This window comes from Vibrio sp. 397 (assembly GCF_033339395.1).
Taxonomy (GTDB): Bacteria; Pseudomonadota; Gammaproteobacteria; order Enterobacterales; family Vibrionaceae; genus Vibrio; species Vibrio alginolyticus.
This window is the reverse complement of sequence record NZ_JAWOUN010000004.1, coordinates 99,197-118,752: the sequence shown is the minus strand read 5'-3', so window position 1 is coordinate 118,752 and position 19,556 is coordinate 99,197. Positions and strand designations below refer to the sequence as shown.

Annotated in this window: 12 protein-coding genes and 1 pseudogene; 8 read left to right on the top strand and 5 right to left on the bottom strand. The window is 41.4% G+C overall.

All coding sequences use genetic code 11. From position 1 onward, the window contains the following. Window positions 1–5: 5 nt before the first annotated feature. On the top strand, window positions 6–239 hold the full coding sequence (gene nqrM, locus R7P36_RS08355; protein WP_005380273.1) for a (Na+)-NQR maturation NqrM: 234 nt from the start codon (window positions 6–8) through the stop codon (window positions 237–239). Between the two features lie 158 nt (window positions 240–397). On the opposite strand, the gene R7P36_RS08350 is transcribed toward nqrM, so the two are convergent. Next, window positions 398–1,615 (bottom strand): response regulator, encoded by a 1,218-nt coding sequence (locus R7P36_RS08350; protein WP_005380276.1) that lies wholly within the window; start codon window positions 1,613–1,615, stop codon window positions 398–400. A 187-nt stretch (window positions 1,616–1,802) separates the two neighbouring features. Between R7P36_RS08350 and R7P36_RS08345 the strand changes: the two genes are divergently transcribed. The 7 genes from R7P36_RS08345 to R7P36_RS08315 all read left to right on the top strand — a co-directional run bounded on the left by R7P36_RS08345 (window position 1,803) and on the right by R7P36_RS08315 (window position 11,764). After that, entirely contained in the window at window positions 1,803–2,036 is a 234-nt protein-coding gene (locus tag R7P36_RS08345; protein ID WP_005380277.1) for a DUF2789 domain-containing protein, read from the top strand. Window positions 2,037–2,254: 218 nt separating this feature from the next. After that, window positions 2,255–3,475: a site-specific integrase gene (locus R7P36_RS08340; protein WP_167415400.1), complete on the top strand. Its 1,221-nt coding sequence runs from the start codon at window positions 2,255–2,257 to the stop codon at window positions 3,473–3,475. Further along, entirely contained in the window at window positions 3,468–5,732 is a 2,265-nt protein-coding gene (locus tag R7P36_RS08335; protein ID WP_167415399.1) for a hypothetical protein, read from the top strand. The genes R7P36_RS08340 and R7P36_RS08335 overlap by 8 nt, the downstream gene beginning before the upstream one ends. Window positions 5,733–5,744: 12 nt before the next feature. After that, window positions 5,745–8,528 carry a hypothetical protein gene (locus tag R7P36_RS08330; protein WP_167414971.1) on the top strand — a complete coding sequence of 928 codons (2,784 nt, stop codon included), beginning with the start codon at window positions 5,745–5,747 and terminating at the stop codon, window positions 8,526–8,528. Next, window positions 8,515–9,063 carry a hypothetical protein gene (locus R7P36_RS08325; protein ID WP_080527676.1) on the top strand — a complete coding sequence of 183 codons (549 nt, stop codon included), beginning with the start codon at window positions 8,515–8,517 and terminating at the stop codon, window positions 9,061–9,063. The genes R7P36_RS08330 and R7P36_RS08325 overlap by 14 nt, the downstream gene beginning before the upstream one ends. Before the next feature lie 101 nt (window positions 9,064–9,164). Further along, window positions 9,165–9,602 (top strand): VPA1267 family protein, encoded by a 438-nt coding sequence (locus tag R7P36_RS08320; RefSeq protein ID WP_167414972.1) that lies wholly within the window; start codon window positions 9,165–9,167, stop codon window positions 9,600–9,602. Beyond that, the gene (locus R7P36_RS08315) at window positions 9,599–11,764 is read left to right on the top strand and encodes an ATP-dependent RecD-like DNA helicase (RefSeq protein ID WP_318122100.1); all 2,166 of its coding nucleotides are present in this window, start codon (window positions 9,599–9,601) and stop codon (window positions 11,762–11,764) included. The genes R7P36_RS08320 and R7P36_RS08315 overlap by 4 nt, the downstream gene beginning before the upstream one ends. Before the next feature lie 465 nt (window positions 11,765–12,229). Here the strand turns inward: R7P36_RS08315 and R7P36_RS08310 are convergent, their stop codons facing one another. The 4 genes and pseudogenes from R7P36_RS08310 to R7P36_RS08295 all read right to left on the bottom strand — a co-directional run bounded on the left by R7P36_RS08310 (window position 12,230) and on the right by R7P36_RS08295 (window position 19,556). Beyond that, window positions 12,230–14,446: an AAA family ATPase gene (locus R7P36_RS08310; RefSeq protein WP_025625498.1), complete on the bottom strand. Its 2,217-nt coding sequence runs from the start codon at window positions 14,444–14,446 to the stop codon at window positions 12,230–12,232. A gap of 398 nt (window positions 14,447–14,844) precedes the next feature. After that, on the bottom strand, window positions 14,845–15,621 hold the full coding sequence (locus R7P36_RS08305) for a M48 family metallopeptidase (RefSeq protein ID WP_167414975.1): 777 nt from the start codon (window positions 15,619–15,621) through the stop codon (window positions 14,845–14,847). Continuing rightward, window positions 15,621–18,883, bottom strand: a pseudogene (locus R7P36_RS08300) (type I restriction endonuclease subunit R). The gene R7P36_RS08305 and the pseudogene R7P36_RS08300 overlap by 1 nt, the downstream one beginning before the upstream one ends. A 43-nt stretch (window positions 18,884–18,926) precedes the next feature. Continuing rightward, window positions 18,927–19,556, bottom strand: coding sequence for a retron system putative HNH endonuclease (locus R7P36_RS08295; RefSeq protein WP_167414977.1), 630 nt, complete (start codon window positions 19,554–19,556; stop codon window positions 18,927–18,929).

Here is a 19,556-nt window from a genome sequence, read left to right as displayed (position 1 = left end):
TTTTTATGAATACATTTCTAATTACCTTTGCTGTGTTTGTCGCGGTAATCACTGCAATGGCTGTCGGATACATTTTCCAAAAGAAAGTCGTGAAAGGTAGCTGTGGTGGCTTAGGGGCAGTTGGCATCGAAAAAGTGTGTAATTGTCCAGAACCCTGCGATGCGCGTAAAAAACGTGAAGCGCGCGAGGCTGCGCGTGCTGAGAAATTGGCGGCGTGGGAAAAAGATAGAATTGCTTAGTATTGGTTAATCGTACTAAGAAAGTGATAAAGCTCAGCGTTCTGCTGAGCTTTATTTTTAGGCAGCTAACCAAAGCTCAGATGTCCGAGAAAGAGCCCAATACCGTGTTTTGTTGTTTCTTTCTCTCATGTTACAGAGCAAGACCACACTGATAGTCATTAGGACGAAGAAATGATTTGGTTACGTCCGTTCTCTTTGGCCATGTAAAGTCGCTCATCCGCCACTTTTATTTGTTGTTCCAGCTCCCCCTCGATGTTGCTTACACCAATACTCGCGGTCACAAGAATGTTTTTGTCCAAATAAGTTATTGGCGTTTTTTCTATGCGCTGTCTCATTTGTTCTAAGCGTGTTAGAAAGCCGTCATAGTCGCCACTGGCTTGAATACAAAACTCCTCGCCACCAAGCCTAGCGACAATATCATTTGGAAAATAGATTTTTAGAATATTCGCTATCATGACTAACACTGCATCGCCGCCCTCATGTCCGTGTGTATCATTTACTTGCTTAAAGAAATCGATATCAAGCATCGCGATGTTTCTTTGAGCGTTTTCTACATGGGGTTGCTCAAACAGAAAGCGGCGGTTCCATAAGCCCGTTAGCGCATCTTGATTTGCCATTTTAAACAGTTCAGATGTTGCGTCTTTGATATCTAACAGTTGGTGAATACGGCAAAAAAATTCTTCTTGATTAAATGGCTTGTATAAAAAGTCATTGGCCCCTGCTTTTAGAAACCTAGCCGTCATGGTCTTAGAGTTACTACCCGACAAGCCGAGAATGGCTAATTGATTTTTATCCCACTTCCGACGTAATTCACGCACCATAGTAATGCCATCTTTAACGGGCATATCATGGTCGGTTAAAACGAGAGTGATATCTGGATTTTGCTCGACAAGCTCTAGGGCTTTTTGCCCATTGTCAGCTTCCAACGTCTGAATATATTGATGCTCCAAAAGTTGGGCAATGTGTCTTCTTACGGTGTGTGAATCATCAACGACTAAACATTTGTGTTGTTGATTGTTGGTTAGTCGCTTGAGGAGTGGTAATAGATAGGAAACGGACGCCATGCTGTCTTTCAAAATATAGTCGAGGACACCTTTTGCAAGCATCTTTTCGCGAGTGTCTTCTTGAAATCGAGCCGTTAAAACAATGACACGATGACCATGTTCCAAAACGAGGTCAATAATCTCGCCATCTTGAGCATCCGGTAAACAATAGTCTAAAACCGCACAGAAGAGGTCCTGTGCTGAAGATAACAAGTTCTTTGCCTCCGCGTAGCTTTCCGCTGCGATGACCTCATAACCAGCTTGGCTTATTGTTTGGCAAAGAAAGTTTTTAAATGCACGACTATCTTCAACAACCAGAATCTTATTACTCAAGCGCAGTCCCCAAAATTAATTGTTTAAAATCAATGATAACTAAAATTAAACTTATCGCCATCAAAAAACACATGTCAACCAAAAGTAGAACAACTACTCAAATGTTTGACACGCATCCGTTAACATCACATCATTATTCCTGTCTTAGTTATATAATTATGTTTAGCTAACGTAGGGAGAAAGTAGTATGGAAATGCATCAACATGGTATGGCTGAGCTATTTCAACAACTGGGCCTCGGTAGCTCTCCTCAAGAAATGAAAGATTTTATTAATCAACATCGACACAAAAGAGATTCTGCGCCTTTACATGAAGCTAGCTTTTGGACGATGTCACAGGCGAACTTTCTAAAACAAGCCATCGAAGAAGATGCAGATTGGGCCGAATTAGTCGATCAATTGGACGTAATGCTTCGAGATTGACGTTCGCTTAAACACGCCCATTTCTCTTGAGGTAGATTTGATTTATACTGTTTTTTTGAACAGTGCTTTGATGGCTATGTCAGATCGAATTAGAAAAATTATTCATGTCGATATGGATTGTTTTTAAACTCGCAGGTGTTAATTTTTGGAAAAACTTGTAAGTTAAATGATGCCTACTACATTTAAACCTTAGGGCGACAATGTTTGGGTGAAAATGTATGCATCGCATTTGCAATAAGTTACATAACGGTCATTGGATTTATCTTTATGATGACGATGTTCCTATTCTTCTGCCTTGTCTCTATTGTCGATACACGCATGTGACTGGCCTTTCGGTCATCCATGAAAAAAAACGTGTTGAAGTCACTGGTGTCTTTGAGTTCTTACTCAAAGAGGTGGAAATTGGAGATTATGCTCAATACGAACGTGGTCAACAACTTGGTCTGTTCTTAGAGTGGGTAGAGGAATACGGCCACCCTTCAGTTACCCTTGCTTGGCACACAGCCCTTCCAGCCGAGTTTATTAATGAATACATTAATGAATACCTAATTGTAAAACTGCAAAAAAGTGAAGTGGTCGTCAACAAGGCTATAAACTCTCTGCGTAGCTATTACAATTGGCTGGCCCATTTTTTTGATAATAACTATAAGAAAGTATTTGTGTTTGCTGAATATAGGGCGTTAGCAAGATCGAACAACAAATCTACCCTCATTGTTAAATACCTTCTTCCGGCAACAAGGGAGCTTCTTTATAGGCATACTGATAGTTTGTTAGAGGAAATCGTTCTTAGAAATGGTGGTGAACTCGGCTGTCGAACCTCCGAAAATCAAGGGTTTTACCTAGATGATTTTCAGGCTGATGGCAAAAAGCGCGAGGGCTTGCGGAGTTTATTTAATAAACTGAAAGAATCACCGGATAAAGAAGAGTTTGAGTATCACCTTCCATCATTTGTTGCGAAATACGGTTCCGCTCGAACACTCTATATATCTCGTGCACATCTGTTATTGATGGAGCGCTACTATAATACAGAACGTCCAGAATCAGTTTCGAATCATTTACTTGTTTCTAATTCAACTAATCACACGAAAGGCGAAGTGATTAGCAAAAGGTATGGAAGTGCCACTTTTTCTAAGACACTCAAAAAGCTGTTGAAGGTGATGAGTGAAAGTCCAGAGGCTTACACAGGTTACCAGACGTTAGATGAGGCAAATGTTTACCATCATTTAAGGCATTCGTTTGGGACTGATATATTTTATGACTTATGTGTTGCTGCCAAAAAGAATTACGAGTCAATTACGACAGAGTCCAGAGTTTACATTGAAACTGCTCGGCGTCTTGGTCACAAGGTTGGTGGTAAGCATGCGAATCAAACGACAAAAATTTATATCCATGCCTGTGGGGAGCGAGCGGCGTTGCTGAGGGAGCTTGTTAATGCATAGTGATGAAGTCGCCACTCATGGGCAACTATTAACAAGCTCCGAAATCGAGGGGTTCCTCTCAGATGATCTTAAACAAAAGAGACTTATTGCTTCATTAGAGCAGCCGTTTAGTGCGACGTCTCTTCTTATAGCGAAATCTAGTGGTGCTTCTTATACATTAACAATGACGGATTGGTCTCAACCAGACAAGGTGTTGTTATACAAGGCGATGATTGCTGCTTATAACTTTGCTTTTTTTAGCCAAGAAGCTTCGCTTAGTGCAAAAGACACTTTTGCTTCGTCGGCACGCCCTTTTGTTGAGTGGTTGAATGTACACACTATTGATAATCGTTATGAAATTTTAAAACAGTATGAGTCTGATCGTATGGATGCTGTGGGGAACCATGGTGGCAGAAGCCCGTTAATAAAACTAATGATAGTCGTAACTTATGCGATTGACTCGGTGGCTTTTCGAGACGAAGTTAGCGCTAGTGATTATGGCTTTATACGAGAGCTGAGAAGAACCAAAATAAGCCCAAACTTAAACAAAACGCAAAAATCAATCGCTAGTTATTTCGGCGAGCTGGACTGGTTAAGAAGGGATGATATTGGTATCGGTAAGGATCTTTACTCTGCGCTTGCCTCGCCTAAGTTAACGGTAAAATCACTCAGCTTGACAGCAGCAACCATTATTTTGGAGTTAAATAATTATAAATCAGCCCTAAAACTCTTGGTTCAAAAGGCTCAACCCAAGTTGTCGAAGTTGATTGAGACCGACTTCTCATCTTTATCAAAGTCGAGAAAAGCTCAATGCATTGGTAATATCCTTTATCACATTATCAGTGAGTATCATCAAAATAGTGATAACTCTGAATTATCGAAGGCCGCTTTAGATGTATTGTTGTTATCTAATGCTACCAATGAAAAGGCCTATTTATTGCTGTTAGGTGCATTAACATCTCCAGAGGCGTGCGATGAGCTATTTCTTAATAAGAGATGCAATAAGAAAAAAATAGAAGTTAATTTTTGCGTGCGAAATATCACAACTCTTGCTACGGGAAACTTATTCTCACTCAAGGTATTACGTTCATTGTTTCATGATGAGAGCCAAGTAGTTACTGCTGTCGAAAATATGATGTTTGGCTGGTTAATGGCCAGTTTGACAGTTCAGCCTTACGATATAGAAAAATTGACCCACTCATCTTTTAGAAAGATGATCGTGGGTGGGCGAGTTACTTCGATTGAATGTGAGTACTTCAAAGGTCGAGCAAAAGTATTCCACACGACTCGTTCTCTTTCTGTTAGAGAAACCGAAGGCCAAGCATTGATGACTTACATTGAAGCGGTGCCAGAGGGGACTTCATTTTACATTCATCCCACTTTGATTATCAGTAATGGAATGCGATCAATAACTGGTTCGCTAAGGCATTTACTTCAATGTCATGGTATGAAGACTTCTCTACTTGCAACGCATAGAAAGAAGAATACCCCCCTAATTATACCTTCTGCATATTGTGCATTGGTTAAAAGCGGTATTCATCCAGAGAATGTTATTGAAAATGCCAAATTGATCTCAATTGAAGAGAGGATTGATTTGGTCATAAACTCTGAGTCACCTTGCCGTAATGGCTTGTTCGGACTTCAGGCAATTAAAAATAGCGCTGTTTATGCGTTTAGCGATCCTTACACGTACCATTATCTGGTTAATCGTAACTCCCATACTAATAAAACTGAAAAAATCAGTTATCTCACGGAGGATAATGAGGAGTGGATGAATAGTGCTGGACGTATTACTCGTGAAGTGATGTTCGACTTGATCCAAAATGTGTTCTATTTGGACTTTAATCCAAAACAGATAGTAGAAATGGAAGCCTTTAACAGCGAATTCATGGTTGTATCGGAGAACATTTCATACAGAACGGAAGAGATGAATGCAAGGATGCGACTTGTTACAGGGCAAGCCCGAGGAAGGGTTAATGAGGTTGGAGTACTTGCTTTAAGTGATAAAATTGATGATGAGCCTCTTTCTCCTATTTATGTCTTAGATAGTCCGTTAACCGTGCTTAGAATGCACAACTACCTTCATGAGTTTAAGAAGCATTATAAAAAACTACTCGCAACCAACCCTGACTTTCTTTTTAAAACGGTAATGCCAACGGTGGAATGGATCGAAGGTACATTAGGAAAAATGAGCAAATGTTCTCAGAAAAACGGCAGAGAGCAATTTGATGAGATGATTAAGCATGGTGTGGTGATGAGTGTGTTCCACTCACTATAATAAGGGGATGAAATGGCAGTAACAGTATTCAACAATCCTATTGATTCCTTTTGGCACGACCAGAATGAGAAATTGTTGGCTAATCAGTTTTTCAAGAGTGAACAGGGGGACTATTATTGCGATAAGTGGGACTTTGTCGAATATAACAGAGTCACGACAATCGACTTTTCAGTCTTCGATTTGCCATTTTTTAACCTTAAGTCTTCCGCCACCCTTAAACTTGCTGAAAGGGAATATTCGTTAAGTAGTAAAGAATACGCAAAACTGCTCTGTGGAGCTGTGCTGACATTTAAAAATACACGAGCTTTAATACCTGCGTACCAAATGGCAATGCATCTTTTGGCCTTTCTTAATGAGCATCACGAAGTAACCCTTGGAGCTTCTTTACTTGATTCCTTCTGGACTTCGTTCATGGCGAGGTCAGTCAATCAAAATGGCTTTTTTAATCGAGTGTCAGCGCCTTCGTATAGAGGTTCAATTGCCCCTATATCACTTTCTAACTTGCGAAACTATCTGACAGCTTTAGGTGTTAAAGGGGTGATTGAACAGAAGTTAACAAACAAGAAAATTGAAAAAAGTCTGGATCGGGTGTGTCAATCGCAATACAGCATGACGTTGACTGAGTATAAAAAAGGAGGCAGTTTCAACTTCTTAGGGCTAGAGATGGGACAGTATTATGTGGATTATCTGAACCATGTTTACCAGAATAATTTTCTTTATACCTCAACGTGTAAAAGGGCTTTGAGTGCAGTGTTAGAGAAAGCTGGTATTGCTAACATTAAGGAGACCCGTACAAAAAATCGACTCTTTAATGTCATCCTCGCAGGCTTGCAGGGGGACGAATTGTCTTCTGCTCAGTCTGAAACGAAGGGTATTGATCACTCATACTTAAAGTTGATGACAGAAAATGCACTTTTAACCGAGTACAGTAAACACTTCGATTCTGTTAGTTCATTGAAGGATGATAATATTGAATCGCTGGCGATTGAGCTTGGGTTAAGCGCTCGATTTGATGCGGTTGAAGTAATTCGTGTCCTGATGTTGCAAAAGTATTTGGGCTTGCAGGGACATAAATCACCAGATGAAGTTTGGAATGGATATTTGTCTTCATTAGACAAATCATTTTTAGACAAGCAGTCGTTAGACGCTGTCAGCGTGGATGATGTTTATGCCAAGATGCAATCAATAGTGAGTCAGCAAAGGTTGACAGAAGAGGAGTGTTTAACCTCAATTCAGCAGTGGGTCAAGGGGTTGATATCAACCTCGGCAAATAGGACTTATGAAGAGCTTAAAGTAATATTAGATACTCAACTTCACTCTATGACGACGCTTGTGGTCGCTTGGACAGGGTATAGACATTCCGAGTATGGGTTTCCCTTGAGCGCCATACGGACAGAACCGAATTTGGATATTTTAGATAATGCTCATGTTCCCTTTCGCTTTAAATTGAAATGGCTTGTTCCCAAGACCAATGGCAAAACAAAAATTGATAGGGAAGTGACCTCTCAGTGTTATCAAGTGGCTGCACAGTTAAATGAACTGTTTGAACATAAGCATGATGAACCCTGTCTTTATGCACTGACATCCCCAAAAACTAAAAAAGAAAATGTACAGCAATCGAGTTCGTTCATTGACACCCGAGTTAAGGCAAACTGGGCCGAGTTTATCAACTATCAACCCTTTAATGATGTCATACGCTTAAATGACTTGTTAGAAAAGAGTATAGAGTTGACGTCTTCAGAAAAAAAGGAAGTAGAAGCTTTATCGCTGAAATACACAGTTGGAAGCGCGCGATATCGACACTTGTTATCTTCTGCAAAGGAGGTGAAGAGGGACTGGCTTCGTTTATCTGTGACATCCTTTCAGGGGTCTCAAGCTCAACGTAGATTTAAACAATCTATCGTGGCGTACGCTCAAAGGGGTTATGTTGAAAATGATGAGCACCAAGCAGTTATCGACAGGTATTTATCGAGTGAAACAAAGGCGCTGCTTCAGTCTGGCACAGTTAGTCTAGAAGATATTAAAACAATGCGAGATATAAACACTGAGCTACTAGAGGGAGTGCGTTACCCATCGCCTCACGCTATTCGCCATATATGGGCTGAAGCAGTATTAACTCGTTATCAGGGTGATGTCGGTGCAGTCATACGTCACCAATTTTGCCACTTGGATAACTCGTTTTTCAATGCATACTTGAGAGATAAGGACGCAAGGGGGCTTATGGCATCTGCAAAGCAACGCTACTTAAACTCAATTGTTGAGCTGCTAATTCTTGAATCGGAGCAGCTTTCTGAGAAACACTTAGGTGGGTTCTCTCGCTTTGTACGTAAAGTCACTCAACTGACCAAGGTTAAAACGGAGAACGAGTCACTAGCGTTGCGAGAAAGGATTGCAGGCCGAATTATAGATATCCAGCCGAGTCGGTTTGCCGTGTGCATTCCCCGTATTGGTGGAGAGAGTCGTGCCAAGTGCGCCAAAATGGGGAGCTTGAATCCACAGGATGCAAGACTCGAGTTTTGCTTGGATTGTATCCATGCGTGGATTACAGAGGGGCATATTCGAGGTATTTGGCAAACTATTCAGCCAATGGTTAAAGAGGCGATGCAACCAAAGGGGATCGGGTTTTTACTGGAAGCCCATCTTCCTGCTTTGACATCTAGTTGGAGGCGAATCAAAGAGCTTCGAAATAGTAGAAATGGGGATAATGTTGATAGGATATTGTCAGCGATAGAAGACGCGATTGACTCCATTAAGGGAAAAATGAAAGTGGAGGCAGAGTTGTATGGCTACGAATGAGTTGGATGAATTATTTTCCACTGATTTTCTAGATTCGTTGGATGACGACTCAATGGTTGAGAAAGAAACTTCGTTGCCCGCTTGGGTAGTTGATGACATAGATCATACAACCAACAGAGCCTACCATGCGATCTTAGAGTTGAAGGCACAGGCTGAGACAGCAATTGATTATTTTGGAGAAGTGGAAACCCCAAAAACGCCGAAATTTTACCAGTTGAAAAAGTCGAATGTTGCAAAAAAGGTGGGTGTGTCAGCCCAGAGTATTTTTAACACATCTTCTTTCAGTCTTCATATTCGAAAGTTCTTTGATGACGTTAACGTAGCGCTTCTAGAGCGGCATCAAGCCGAACAGAAAAAGCAATTCAATCGAAAAAAAAGAACTGGTCTGAGGATAAAAAGGAAAGAACAGATTGTGGAGAGTCATCAGAGCCTTGAAAAAAAATACAATGATCTTAAGGCACTCAAAACCGAGGAGGTTCTGAACCTTTCAATCGAGAGGATGCCTATCGATCTTAGAGCTAAACTGGGTCTGTAAAAATACATACTCACAACCGAGTGCACTTCTCAAATTGCTAAGTTTTAGGTGTGATAATTCATTGACACTGAACCTCACATATGGGAATGGCGGGGGAAATAATGGCAAGTGGACAGCAAAAAGCGCAGCAAAACCTAGAAGCATTTGAGGTCTGGAAGGAAACTCTAACCGATGATGAGTTTAGGCAAATCATATTCAGAGATCAGCTCAATCGTAACGAAGTAGCTAAAGGGGTTGGTTGTGGAAAATCCGCGCTAAATCAAAATCCTGCGCTTAAAAATTCGCTCAAAGATTTAGAGGATGAACTGCGCAATAGAGGTGTCCTGCCATCTCTAACTGACTCTGCCAAGAGGAGTATTGACAAGCCTAAGGCCTACGATAATACAGCGAATCGTAAGCTGCTCGATTCAAAGCGGGTATCTTCATTGGAAGCTGAGAACATTGAATTGAAAGCTAAAGTTAGCGAGTTAGAACAACGACTAGAGCGCTTTGGTGAGCTATCGGAAACTCTATCTGAGATGGGGTTAATGCCACGATGAATACAGCAATACATGAAGATCAGATGCGCGTGACCAGCATCCCCTATAGTGCTAAGAGATGTGTGATATTTAGTGGTGTACCGCTGGCAAAAGACTCCTACAAAACCAATAGTGGTAAGTACTACGTCACCATCAAAGTCGATCCTGATAGCATCCCTGTACCTCCCGCACTCGGACAGCATTGGTCAGTTAGGGGCTTTCGCTCAATAAAAGATGTTAAAACAGGTGATTACGTGATGCAGCAGCACACATATGAGTCACCTAATTCTGTTGAATGCACCTTACCTGAAACGGGGGAACAACTGATAAGTTTTATCGCTAGAGAAAGTGACTTCAAAGGCATTGGCGAAAGCAAAGCTAGAGCGCTCTGGCAGCTCTTAGGTAAAGATTTCCACACTACATTGAAAAATGATACGCCTGAATCCAGAGAGCGCTTGACATCGATTTTGAGTGCAGACTCTATCGATGCGCTATTTCAGGGATATGCCAAATACAAAAATTTAGCACATTGTAACTGGATGAGTGAGCACCACATCCCCGCCAGTGTGCAGCAACGGCTGCTCAAACATCATGGAGAAGCCTCCATCGATATTATCAAGAGTAACCCTTACACCCTCATTGGCTTTGGTCTTTCATTCGGTGCCGTTGAAGACATTATTAAGGCAACGGATTTTAAGAGCAATTTGACACAGGCTGATCCAAGGAGGCTGAGCGCTGCTCTGGAAATAGCGATTCGAAAGGAAATTGAAAAAGGTCACACCTACACCACTCATGCGAATGTACGCCCTTATCTCAACAAGCTGCTGAAAGACAAAACACTGGTCACTCAGGCGTTCCAATCAGGTCATGATAAAGTCCAGTACATTTTAAATCCCGACACAGGAGCCTACCATCCAACGGCGCAACTTCTAATGGAGAGCGTTGTTGCAAAGCGGCTCAAAACACTGGTTAAGTGCAATAACCTGTATGACGAAAACGCTAATGCCGCCTACTGCTCGGCTATTTCAGAACTTCCCTATGAATTAACCTCAAAGCAAATTGAAGCCGTAACAACGTGTCTAGACAATTCGGTAAGCTGTATTATAGGCGGTGCAGGAACAGGTAAGACTACGGTACTTAGAACGGCACTCAGAGCTTACTATCAACTCGGCTTTGAAATACACGCCGTTGCACTCAGTGGTCGTGCTGCAATGAGGCTCCATGAGTCCATCGGTTTTGTTACCTCAACCATTGCCAAATTGCTGCGTGAAAGCCCTATTGAACCCAGTGTAGATAAACCAAATCACCTACTGGTGATTGATGAGGCAAGCATGATTGATTTACCAACCATGTATCGCCTTGTCACTCACATTCACCCTTCAGTACGATTGATATTCACTGGCGATCCCGATCAGCTCCCACCGATTGGCTGCGGCAAAGTGCTAGCAGATATCGTTGAAGCAAAAACGGTCGCCAATACCATGCTAGATATTGTCAAGAGACAAGAAGGTTCAACGGGCATTCCTGAATACTCCAAGCTCATCAATCAAGGTGTGGTGCCTGACCAATTAAGCATGGGTTCTATACACTTTCACGAAACCAGTAAAGAAGACATAGCCAAAGTCTGTTGCGAGCTTTACAAGCAGCACCCTGAAAATAGTCGTGTAATGGCTCCAACTAAAGCACTTGTTAAGGACATCAATCAGCTAATACAAGAAGCTGTCAACCCGAGCAAAGATGCTCTGGAATTCCAAATCAATGGAGATAAATTCTTTTTGCCACTTCGCTTGAATGATGCGGTTCTATTCACGCAAAATCATTATGAGATAGGCGTCCAAAATGGCTCTCTTGGTACACTTATCAGCGTAAAATCCACTGGCGAAAGCTATGGTGAAGTGGAACTTGATACTGGTGAGAAGGTCGAGGTGACGCAATCTGTCCTAGATTGCATGGAGCTGGGCTATGCAATCACCTTGCACAAAGCTCAAGGGTCACAATTCCCGCGCATCATCATTGCCCTGCAAAAAGGCAGGATACTTGATAGAGCTTGGCTCTATACGGCGATTACGAGGGCAGAAAGTGAAATTCATATTGTTGGCAGTAGTGATGATATGAGGAGGTTCACCGAAGCACCTAGTCACTCTCATAAGCGAAACAGTTACCTGAAAGAGCTGTTGAGGTAGCGACTTCAACCCTTTACTAGGGCTGATAAATGAAAATGTTGAGTACAATAAAGTCAGTTCTTTTTCGTAAGTGTAGGGACGATATCGGTGATAGATAGAAACTCATTTTTGATAGAGTGTGTTTGTTCTACCCGCTATCCGACATAACTAAGATTTGTGAGAGGAACTAAAATCTGCCTCGCTAATGCAACGTAAGCGATTTACACAAAAATCGAAGTATATTAAACTTGTTTCGTTACCACTTTGGTAATTCTCCAGCCTACTGAACCGAAGTAGCTTATTACATTGTGTGATGAGGCTGCCTGTGGCAAGCACAGGCACTCAGTGGAGATTTTGCCGATGAGACAGAAAATTGTTGATGTACGTCAGTACACTCGATTTCGTCTAGGCAAGCTTGAGGTAGTGTGTAAACACCGCCGCTCGCTGCCAAGACGATAAGTTGATTGAATACCTCAGTGGTAACCACTATGACTCCATCATACAGCGGTAATGTTCCTCGTCTTGACTCTTTATAAATATAGACCTGAATCTCTCCAAGTAAGCTTGAGGTTCAACTTCAACCATCAAACCAATGTTCGTTGGATCGGAGTGTGAACTCCTATTAATGTAGCGATAAAAAGCTTTATGCCCTTGTTCTGGTTCATTTTCTGCTAATTCATTTATGATGTCAGATAGCTTGTCTCTCTTGTGTACAAAACCGAAGTAATACTCAATTATGTTTCGCATGACATTAGGTAAAACGACAGGGTTGGCACTACCTTCAATGACGTCTTTGATTATTTGCCATAAAGACTGATAATCATTTTTTAGTTCGCCTTTATTCATCGGTTGCACATTAGTGTATTGCTTTTTATTTAAGCGATATAGTGAGTATTTATCACTGAATCTATCATTGCCTTTTCTGTCTTTACCTTGTGGGGCCAGTTTCAATAATTCTTGATAGAAAAACAAGCTGTGGGTTAGCACTATGACCTTTTTGAACCGATTTCCTTTAATGATTTTGGTGTGGATCAGAGAAGCTATGTCATAGATATAGTTTTGAGAGAGACTAGAAATCGGGTCATCAATAACGATCAGTTTTTCTTTATCAGCAATGTCTGAATCTTTACTCATACTGCCGTTGCATTTCTCGATAAAGTACAAGAAGGTTATCAGTGTTTTTTCTCCTTCACTGAGGGACTTAAATACTTCTTTCCCTTTAGTGGTATTTTCCCCTCGGCTAAGTACAAAGTAATTTTGTTGCTCTGGGTCAGTTGATGAGACAATTTCAAAGCTCGTTAGACCTAGGCTCTTCAAATTTACATTAATTCTTTCAATGGTATCGTCAATATTTGACGTTTTTGATCGAAGGTAACTGATTCTGCTAGCAACTTTTTGACCAACCTGCTTTACTCTTTTTAAATCTGCATTTAGTTGTTTGATTTCACTACCTTTTTCATCTTTCAAACGCTTCTCCAATGAAAAAATAGAATCAGTATGATATCTAACTGAGTCCCACATCCTGTCTTGAATGTCTTTCTTGCTTTCCTTGAATTTTCTTGCCTTTGTTATTATCACTTTAACGGCTGCATTGATCTCTTCGGATATACTCATCAAAGGGGCAGATTTATCCTTATAGTCAATGATTTCAATAGATAAGCTTGGTTTTTCTATCTTGGATTTAATCAAGTCTAGGTTGTCTTGATAGACACGCTCTAGCAGAGCAATAACTGGGTCAATCTTATGTAAGCTTGGGTCATATAACGAGCAATTGATAAACGCATCTTTGATGGAAGCGATATAGTTAGTGACCGAATCGCCATAAGACTTCGAGATAGCCTCTACTTTTTTCACGTTGGAATCATATGTTTTGTCAAATAATGCAGCAAGCTCAGAGCGAAAGGTATCATCTATCGTATCTTTTTGACAAAAAGGGCATTTTGTTTGTTCTTCTGCTAAGTAGTTGTCTTTACCATTCTTAACCCAATTTTGGTTGTTGAGTTCAGTGATAAACTCTGTGAGTTGACTACTTGATGATCCTATAATTGGTTCATTAAGCATGGTTGTGTCTTCAATGCTTAAGCTTGGTGGGGAAGGTAGCTCAATTAGTGTCGGGAGTGCTTTATCAGATTGAGTTAAGGAGTCATACTCAGCTTCAAGGCTTTCTATAGAGTCTTGGGATACCCCTTTTTGAGACTTTACTTGGTTGTAAAAATTACTTTTAGGTCTTTTAAACCCTTCAAGAAACGGCGCAAGGGATGTTTTCTCGATTATATGCTTTTGCTTGAATACTTCTTCGATTGCAGAATCTGTCGCCTTTCCTTGAGCTGTTTCGGCTTCTGATATTTTTACCTTGATCCCGTTGTACAATTCTAAGAGCTTTTCCCTCAATTTCGACTTTTCAGCAATTCTGGTTTCAAGATCTGCATTGTCTTTACTCAATGTGAATACACCTTCCTGCATTGAGCTGTTTACAAAGTTTTGCTCGACAAAGGCTTGATTGTATACGATAGGGGTGAAGCGCCCTTCGACATTAAGACTGCAACTATCGAACTTTTCTCTATCATACAAGAAATTAGAAATTGTGGACTTACCTGCTCCATTTAAGCCAAAAATCAACGTATTCTGCTTGGATATATCGATTATCTGTGGTTTGGTCGGGTGGTAACTAGTAACCCCTTTTATGGTTATAGAATCGCTCACTTTTCCCTCGCTAGTTTGACTAAATACACCAATGTTTAATAGCTAACTTAAGCTCTAAATACGCAATTGATAACATAGTCATACATGAGAAAAACTTGGTCAAGTGGTGCCTGTAGATAAGGTGAATTGGAACCAAACAAACTATATGGTCTTCCGGCAGTACATAAGTAGCGTATGAATACATACTCAACCTGAATAAATTGGGGCTGAAGAAAGTTAGATTCAACTCGAAAAATAGAGGCGATCTCTTTATCGAGTCCGCAGTCTTACAGACTAAACCTTTGAGTATTGACCACCATTGACCATGCGTGGTCAATGGTGGTCAATAGCGGTCAACAGCACTGAGATGAGATGTTTGATATTGTGTAGCTGATATTGCAAAAGTTGCGACGTTGCCATCACTCATTCAAATACAACTCTGCCATTCCATCCAAACGGCTTTTCACTTCTTTCCAGTTGGGCATCACACTCGTCAATAAACGCCAGAATCTGTCACTGTGATTGTGCTCAGCGATGTGGCAAAGCTCATGCAATATCACGTAATCAATACATTCCTTGGGTGCTTTGATGAGGTGTGGGTTTAGCATCAAAGTGCCCTTAGCGGAGCAGCTCCCCCATTGTTTACTCATGGGTAAAACTCGAAAGCTAGGTATTCCAGCAACCCATGTAGCTTGAGGCAGTAGCTCAGACAAACGTTCATGGAAAATGCGTTCAGCGCGAACCTTGTACCAGTTGCGCACTAAAGCTTTAACCATGGCTGTCTTGTCGTTGTTAAACCGAGTCAAGGTAACAAGTAGCTTGCCGCGAGTCATTTTTACAGTTGGCAAGGCATTAATATCTTCCACTATTTTCAGGACATAACGGCGGCCAAGGTAGAACTGCATTTCACCACTGACATAGTTCTTTGACTGCACATACTCAAGGTGACCACGAAACTCTTTCAGCGCATCATAAATCCACTTGGCACGCTTCATTACTGCTTGGTGTATATCTTCTCGCTCCGCATCTTCTGGAGATGAGACGACCACTTCACAGCTTGGGTGAACTTTAATAGTTATCTTGCGCCTTTTTCCTTCAGAAAAAGACTTACGAACTACTTCATAGCTAACAGCTTCATCCCCATAGACAAAACTGTACTCCTCTTTATTGCGTTCAGTAGATGAAACCGAAGTCATTAATGATGTCCTGTAACGCCGAGGCGAGTGATTTTTATAACATCAGTGATAATAGCTTGAGTCTTATCCATACCAATCGCTTTGAACAATAAAGGTATCAACTGGCGTCGAATTTGATTTTCAATTTCTTGAGGGTTGATCGAGTACTCGGCTACGGCAGCAGTAACGACTTCGTCAATACTAAGTGCGTAATCAAAACTGTCATCTTCAGGTAACGTCGCTTCCCCTAAGTGATGAGGGAATAAGCCATAGAATGCCTGTACATGTCGCTTAATCTTAGGGTCGAGTTCAGCGAAACGGTCAGTTGGAATGCCATCGACTTTGCGTTCTTTCACTTGCTCTTCAAAATCAGCGAAAAGCAGGTATTGCTTTACCGGAGCATCAAACATTTCTTTCGCTTGTTGGATAGCTTTCTTAAGAAGATTAGAGAAATACTCTTGAGCATATGGATCATCAGCCAAATCTTGTTCAATCATTTTAGTTACACGACCTGTGATAGCATCCTTCTTGTTGCGAGCTTCATTGTCCGTCAACTCTTCAGGCTTAACGTTCTTACCCATATTACCGACAAGGTATGCACCTTTTGACTCTTGGATTTCGACGCCACCAATGTGTTTATCCAACATGGTGCGAATGCTCTCAGCGTACTCATCGTAATCAATGGTCTCTTCCGCATCTTCACGAACCTGCTTGCGGAGTTCAGACATAGATTTCAAAGTCTTTTTGTACAAATCGCGTTCATCATCGAAGCTCTTGTCCTCGAAGTAAGTAGCAGATTGCAGTGCCACCTTTAAACAATTTGAAAATGCCGTAAGAGTCGAATAAAAATCTTCACGCTTTTTCTGATTCAGATCGGTCAGTTGTCCGTCAATGGTATCGATTTTAGGAGCGAGCACTTGGCGCAGGGCGGGGCCATCTTGCTTATTGGGAACAGCAGAAAAAATATCCCACAACTCGTTATATAGTCCGGGTAATTTCTTGTATTCGGTATCCATTCGGCTATAGAGACCTTTTAAGTCCTCAATATCGAAACCTCCCTGAGTTCGCTCAGCAAGATCTTGATAGTCAGCAATGGTTGCGTCTAACTCTTTTAAGATGCCACGATAATCAATAAGGTAGCCAAACTCTTTTCTCTGATGCAAACGGTTCACACGAGCAATCGCTTGGATAAGGTTGTGCTGCTTAAGTGGTTTGTCGATATATAGCACCGTATTCTTTGGTTCATCAAAGCCCGTCAAAAGCTTATCAACCACAATCATGAGGTCTGGGCCATCGTTTTTTTCAAACTCATCGACAATGCGCTTGGTATATTTTTTTCATCCTCTTTGCCGACGTTGTCCTTCCACCAATTTTGCACCACACTTTTGCTTTCCCCATCGACGCTATCGTGCCCCTCACGCGTATCGGGTGGGGACATAGCAACAACTGAGGTGACTTTACCTATTTGGTCGAGAAGCTTCTTATACTGGATTGCAGACGCTTTTGAGTCACATGCTAATTGGCCCTTTAAGCCTTGTTGTTTGAAATTTTGGAAATGATCAGAGATGTCATGGGCGATCAGTTCGATGCGACCTTCGGTTTGATAGATTTGACCTTTCTGAGCGAACTTCTTCTTCAAGTCAGTGCGTTGCTTTTCTGTAAGTTTGTCGGTGATACGATCAAACCATGCATCCAAGGCTTTATCATTGGTACTGAGATCAGGTACTCGCTCTTCATACAGTAGTGGTGTGACCGTTTTGTCTTCGACAGCTTGCTGCATGGTGTAAGAGTGGATGATTGTACCGAACTTGCTTTCTGTTTTGTCGTCTTGCAGAAGCGGTGTACCTGTAAAGCCAATGTAAGCAGCTTTCGGCAGGGCTTGCTGCATACGAATATTGTTCTCACCATTTTGGCTACGGTGTCCTTCATCAACCAGCACGATCATATCTGGACTGTCGTTGTAACATTCTGGAAGTTCTATTGCTGTGCCAAATTTATTGATGATTGAAAAAATGATGCGCTGATTGCCCTGACCGATTTGCTTAGCGAGGCGGTGGCCTGTAGTTGCCTTTGCTGATTCACGATCTTTTTCAGATAGCGCCCCTCCGGAGGCAAATGTTTTAGAGAGCTGATCTTCCAAATCGACACGGTCGGTAACGACCACAACACGGCATTTAGCTAGCTCTTTTATCCAAATCAGAGCCTTAGATAAGAACACCATGGTAAAAGACTTACCAGAACCTGTGGTATGCCATATCACCCCTCCGTTACGTGCGCCTTTCTCGTCAAATGAAGTAACACGTTCAATCAAGGCTTTGATGCCAAACACCTGTTGATAACGGGCAATGATTTTCCCCACCTTTTTATCAAATAGGGTGAAAAGCTGAGTCATCTCCAGTAAGCGATCATGACGTAATAGAGAAACTAATAGGCGATCTTGATCAGTCACGACTAAATCACCGCCCGCAATTAAGGAGAGGTACTCATCACGTACCTTGGCTGGGCGATGGTCAAACAATTTGTCGAGTTCTGGGGCTGAAAGCGGTTTGTTTTTTAGTCGTGCAAAAGTGGCATCGGTGATCTCTTCCTCTTTCCACTTTGCCCAAAACTTACTGGGTGTGCCACAGGTGCCATATCGCCCATCATGTCCATTGACCGACATCAGTAATTGGCTATAGGCAAATAAATGAGGGATCTCATCGGTTTTCTGGTTACGGATATTTTGTGAGATCCCTTCCGTGATTGTCGGTTTGCCCTCACGGGATGAGTCTGGGCGTTTCGCCTCCACCACAACCCAAGGTAGACCATTCACAAAACAGATAATGTCTGGAATTCGATGGTCTGTGCCGTGAGTATTTTCGACTTTAAACTCTTCGGTGAAGTGGAATTGATTATTCGTTGGTGTTTCCCAGTCAATAATCTGAATGGTTGGGTTCGCCTTTTTGCCATCGACAAACTCGGTTACACCAATACCATAGGTCAGCGCGTCATAGAGCTTTTCGTTAGCCGCTTTAAGCCCTTCATTCATGGCTGGGTTGGCAAGCTCTTCAACGATTTTATCGATAGCGGCTACCGATAGATGATGCTCTCTACCCATAAATGGATAGGTTTTGGATTTGAGTACATCGCGCAAGACATTAGGCAAAATGACCGTAGAGAGGTTGCCACGCTTAACAACACATTCACTCGGTGGAATGAATTGATAGCCAAGATTGGTCAGTAAAGTTAACGCTGGGATTTTAGCGCTTTGTTCTTCACGGAAATTAGGTGTAAGCACTGACATTATTCATTCCTATCGAAATGGAGAACTAACATTAAAAATATAGTTATAATTTTTTTTCTAAATAATTGACTAAAAAACCAAAGTATTCTCTATGTTGATTTTTACTATTTCGAGCCAGTACATTATTCAGTAATTTTTGAATGTCAGCTCGGTTTCTTGTACCTTTCTTAGTATTAAGTATGTTTTGGATAACTTTTAAAGCCGCTTTTCTATTCGAAACTAAGCGTGATTCATTTAAATTTAAAACTGTATCTAATTGAAGGTGAAATTCTGGATCGTTTGACTTGATCTTGCCGCCTTCGTGGTAATCAATTTTGGTATTAATATTTGGTCTTGCATGGCTTGGAGACAACTTTAACGTCTCATTAGCCTTTTTCTTATCGCAAGTATATGTATCTTTAGATTGACCTTCATTACCGTTGCAACATGCTAGTAGGTTATCGTATTCCAATTGAAGTTGAGGATGATGTTGTCGACTTGCCCAGTGTTCTACCCTCATTGCTTCAGCTTTTATCCTTTTCATACAATAAGCACATACATGCCCTTGTTCTGCGAGTAAGGACTTGACTAAGTCACTTCTCACTCTTTCAGGCATTGCTTTGTATGTTGCTGTATTTTCACGTCGATACATCCTAAGACTATTTGGCTGAGCTGATTTCTGAATTAAATACAT

Bases quoted from the DNA above. Each gene is read 5' to 3' on its own strand.
- R7P36_RS08305 (WP_167414975.1), bottom strand. From the start codon at position 15,621: ATGACTTCGGTTTCATCTACTGAACGCAATAAAGAGGAGTACAGTTTT.
- R7P36_RS08345 (WP_005380277.1), top strand. From the start codon at position 1,803: ATGGAAATGCATCAACATGGTATGGCTGAGCTATTTCAACAACTGGGC.
- R7P36_RS08315 (WP_318122100.1), top strand. From the start codon at position 9,599: ATGAATACAGCAATACATGAAGATCAGATGCGCGTGACCAGCATCCCC.
- nqrM (WP_005380273.1), top strand. From the start codon at position 6: ATGAATACATTTCTAATTACCTTTGCTGTGTTTGTCGCGGTAATCACT.
- R7P36_RS08320 (WP_167414972.1), top strand. From the start codon at position 9,165: ATGGCAAGTGGACAGCAAAAAGCGCAGCAAAACCTAGAAGCATTTGAG.
- R7P36_RS08340 (WP_167415400.1), top strand. From the start codon at position 2,255: ATGCATCGCATTTGCAATAAGTTACATAACGGTCATTGGATTTATCTT.
- R7P36_RS08295 (WP_167414977.1), bottom strand. From the start codon at position 19,556: ATGTATTTAATTCAGAAATCAGCTCAGCCAAATAGTCTTAGGATGTAT.
- R7P36_RS08335 (WP_167415399.1), top strand. From the start codon at position 3,468: ATGCATAGTGATGAAGTCGCCACTCATGGGCAACTATTAACAAGCTCC.
- R7P36_RS08330 (WP_167414971.1), top strand. From the start codon at position 5,745: ATGGCAGTAACAGTATTCAACAATCCTATTGATTCCTTTTGGCACGAC.
- R7P36_RS08325 (WP_080527676.1), top strand. From the start codon at position 8,515: ATGGCTACGAATGAGTTGGATGAATTATTTTCCACTGATTTTCTAGAT.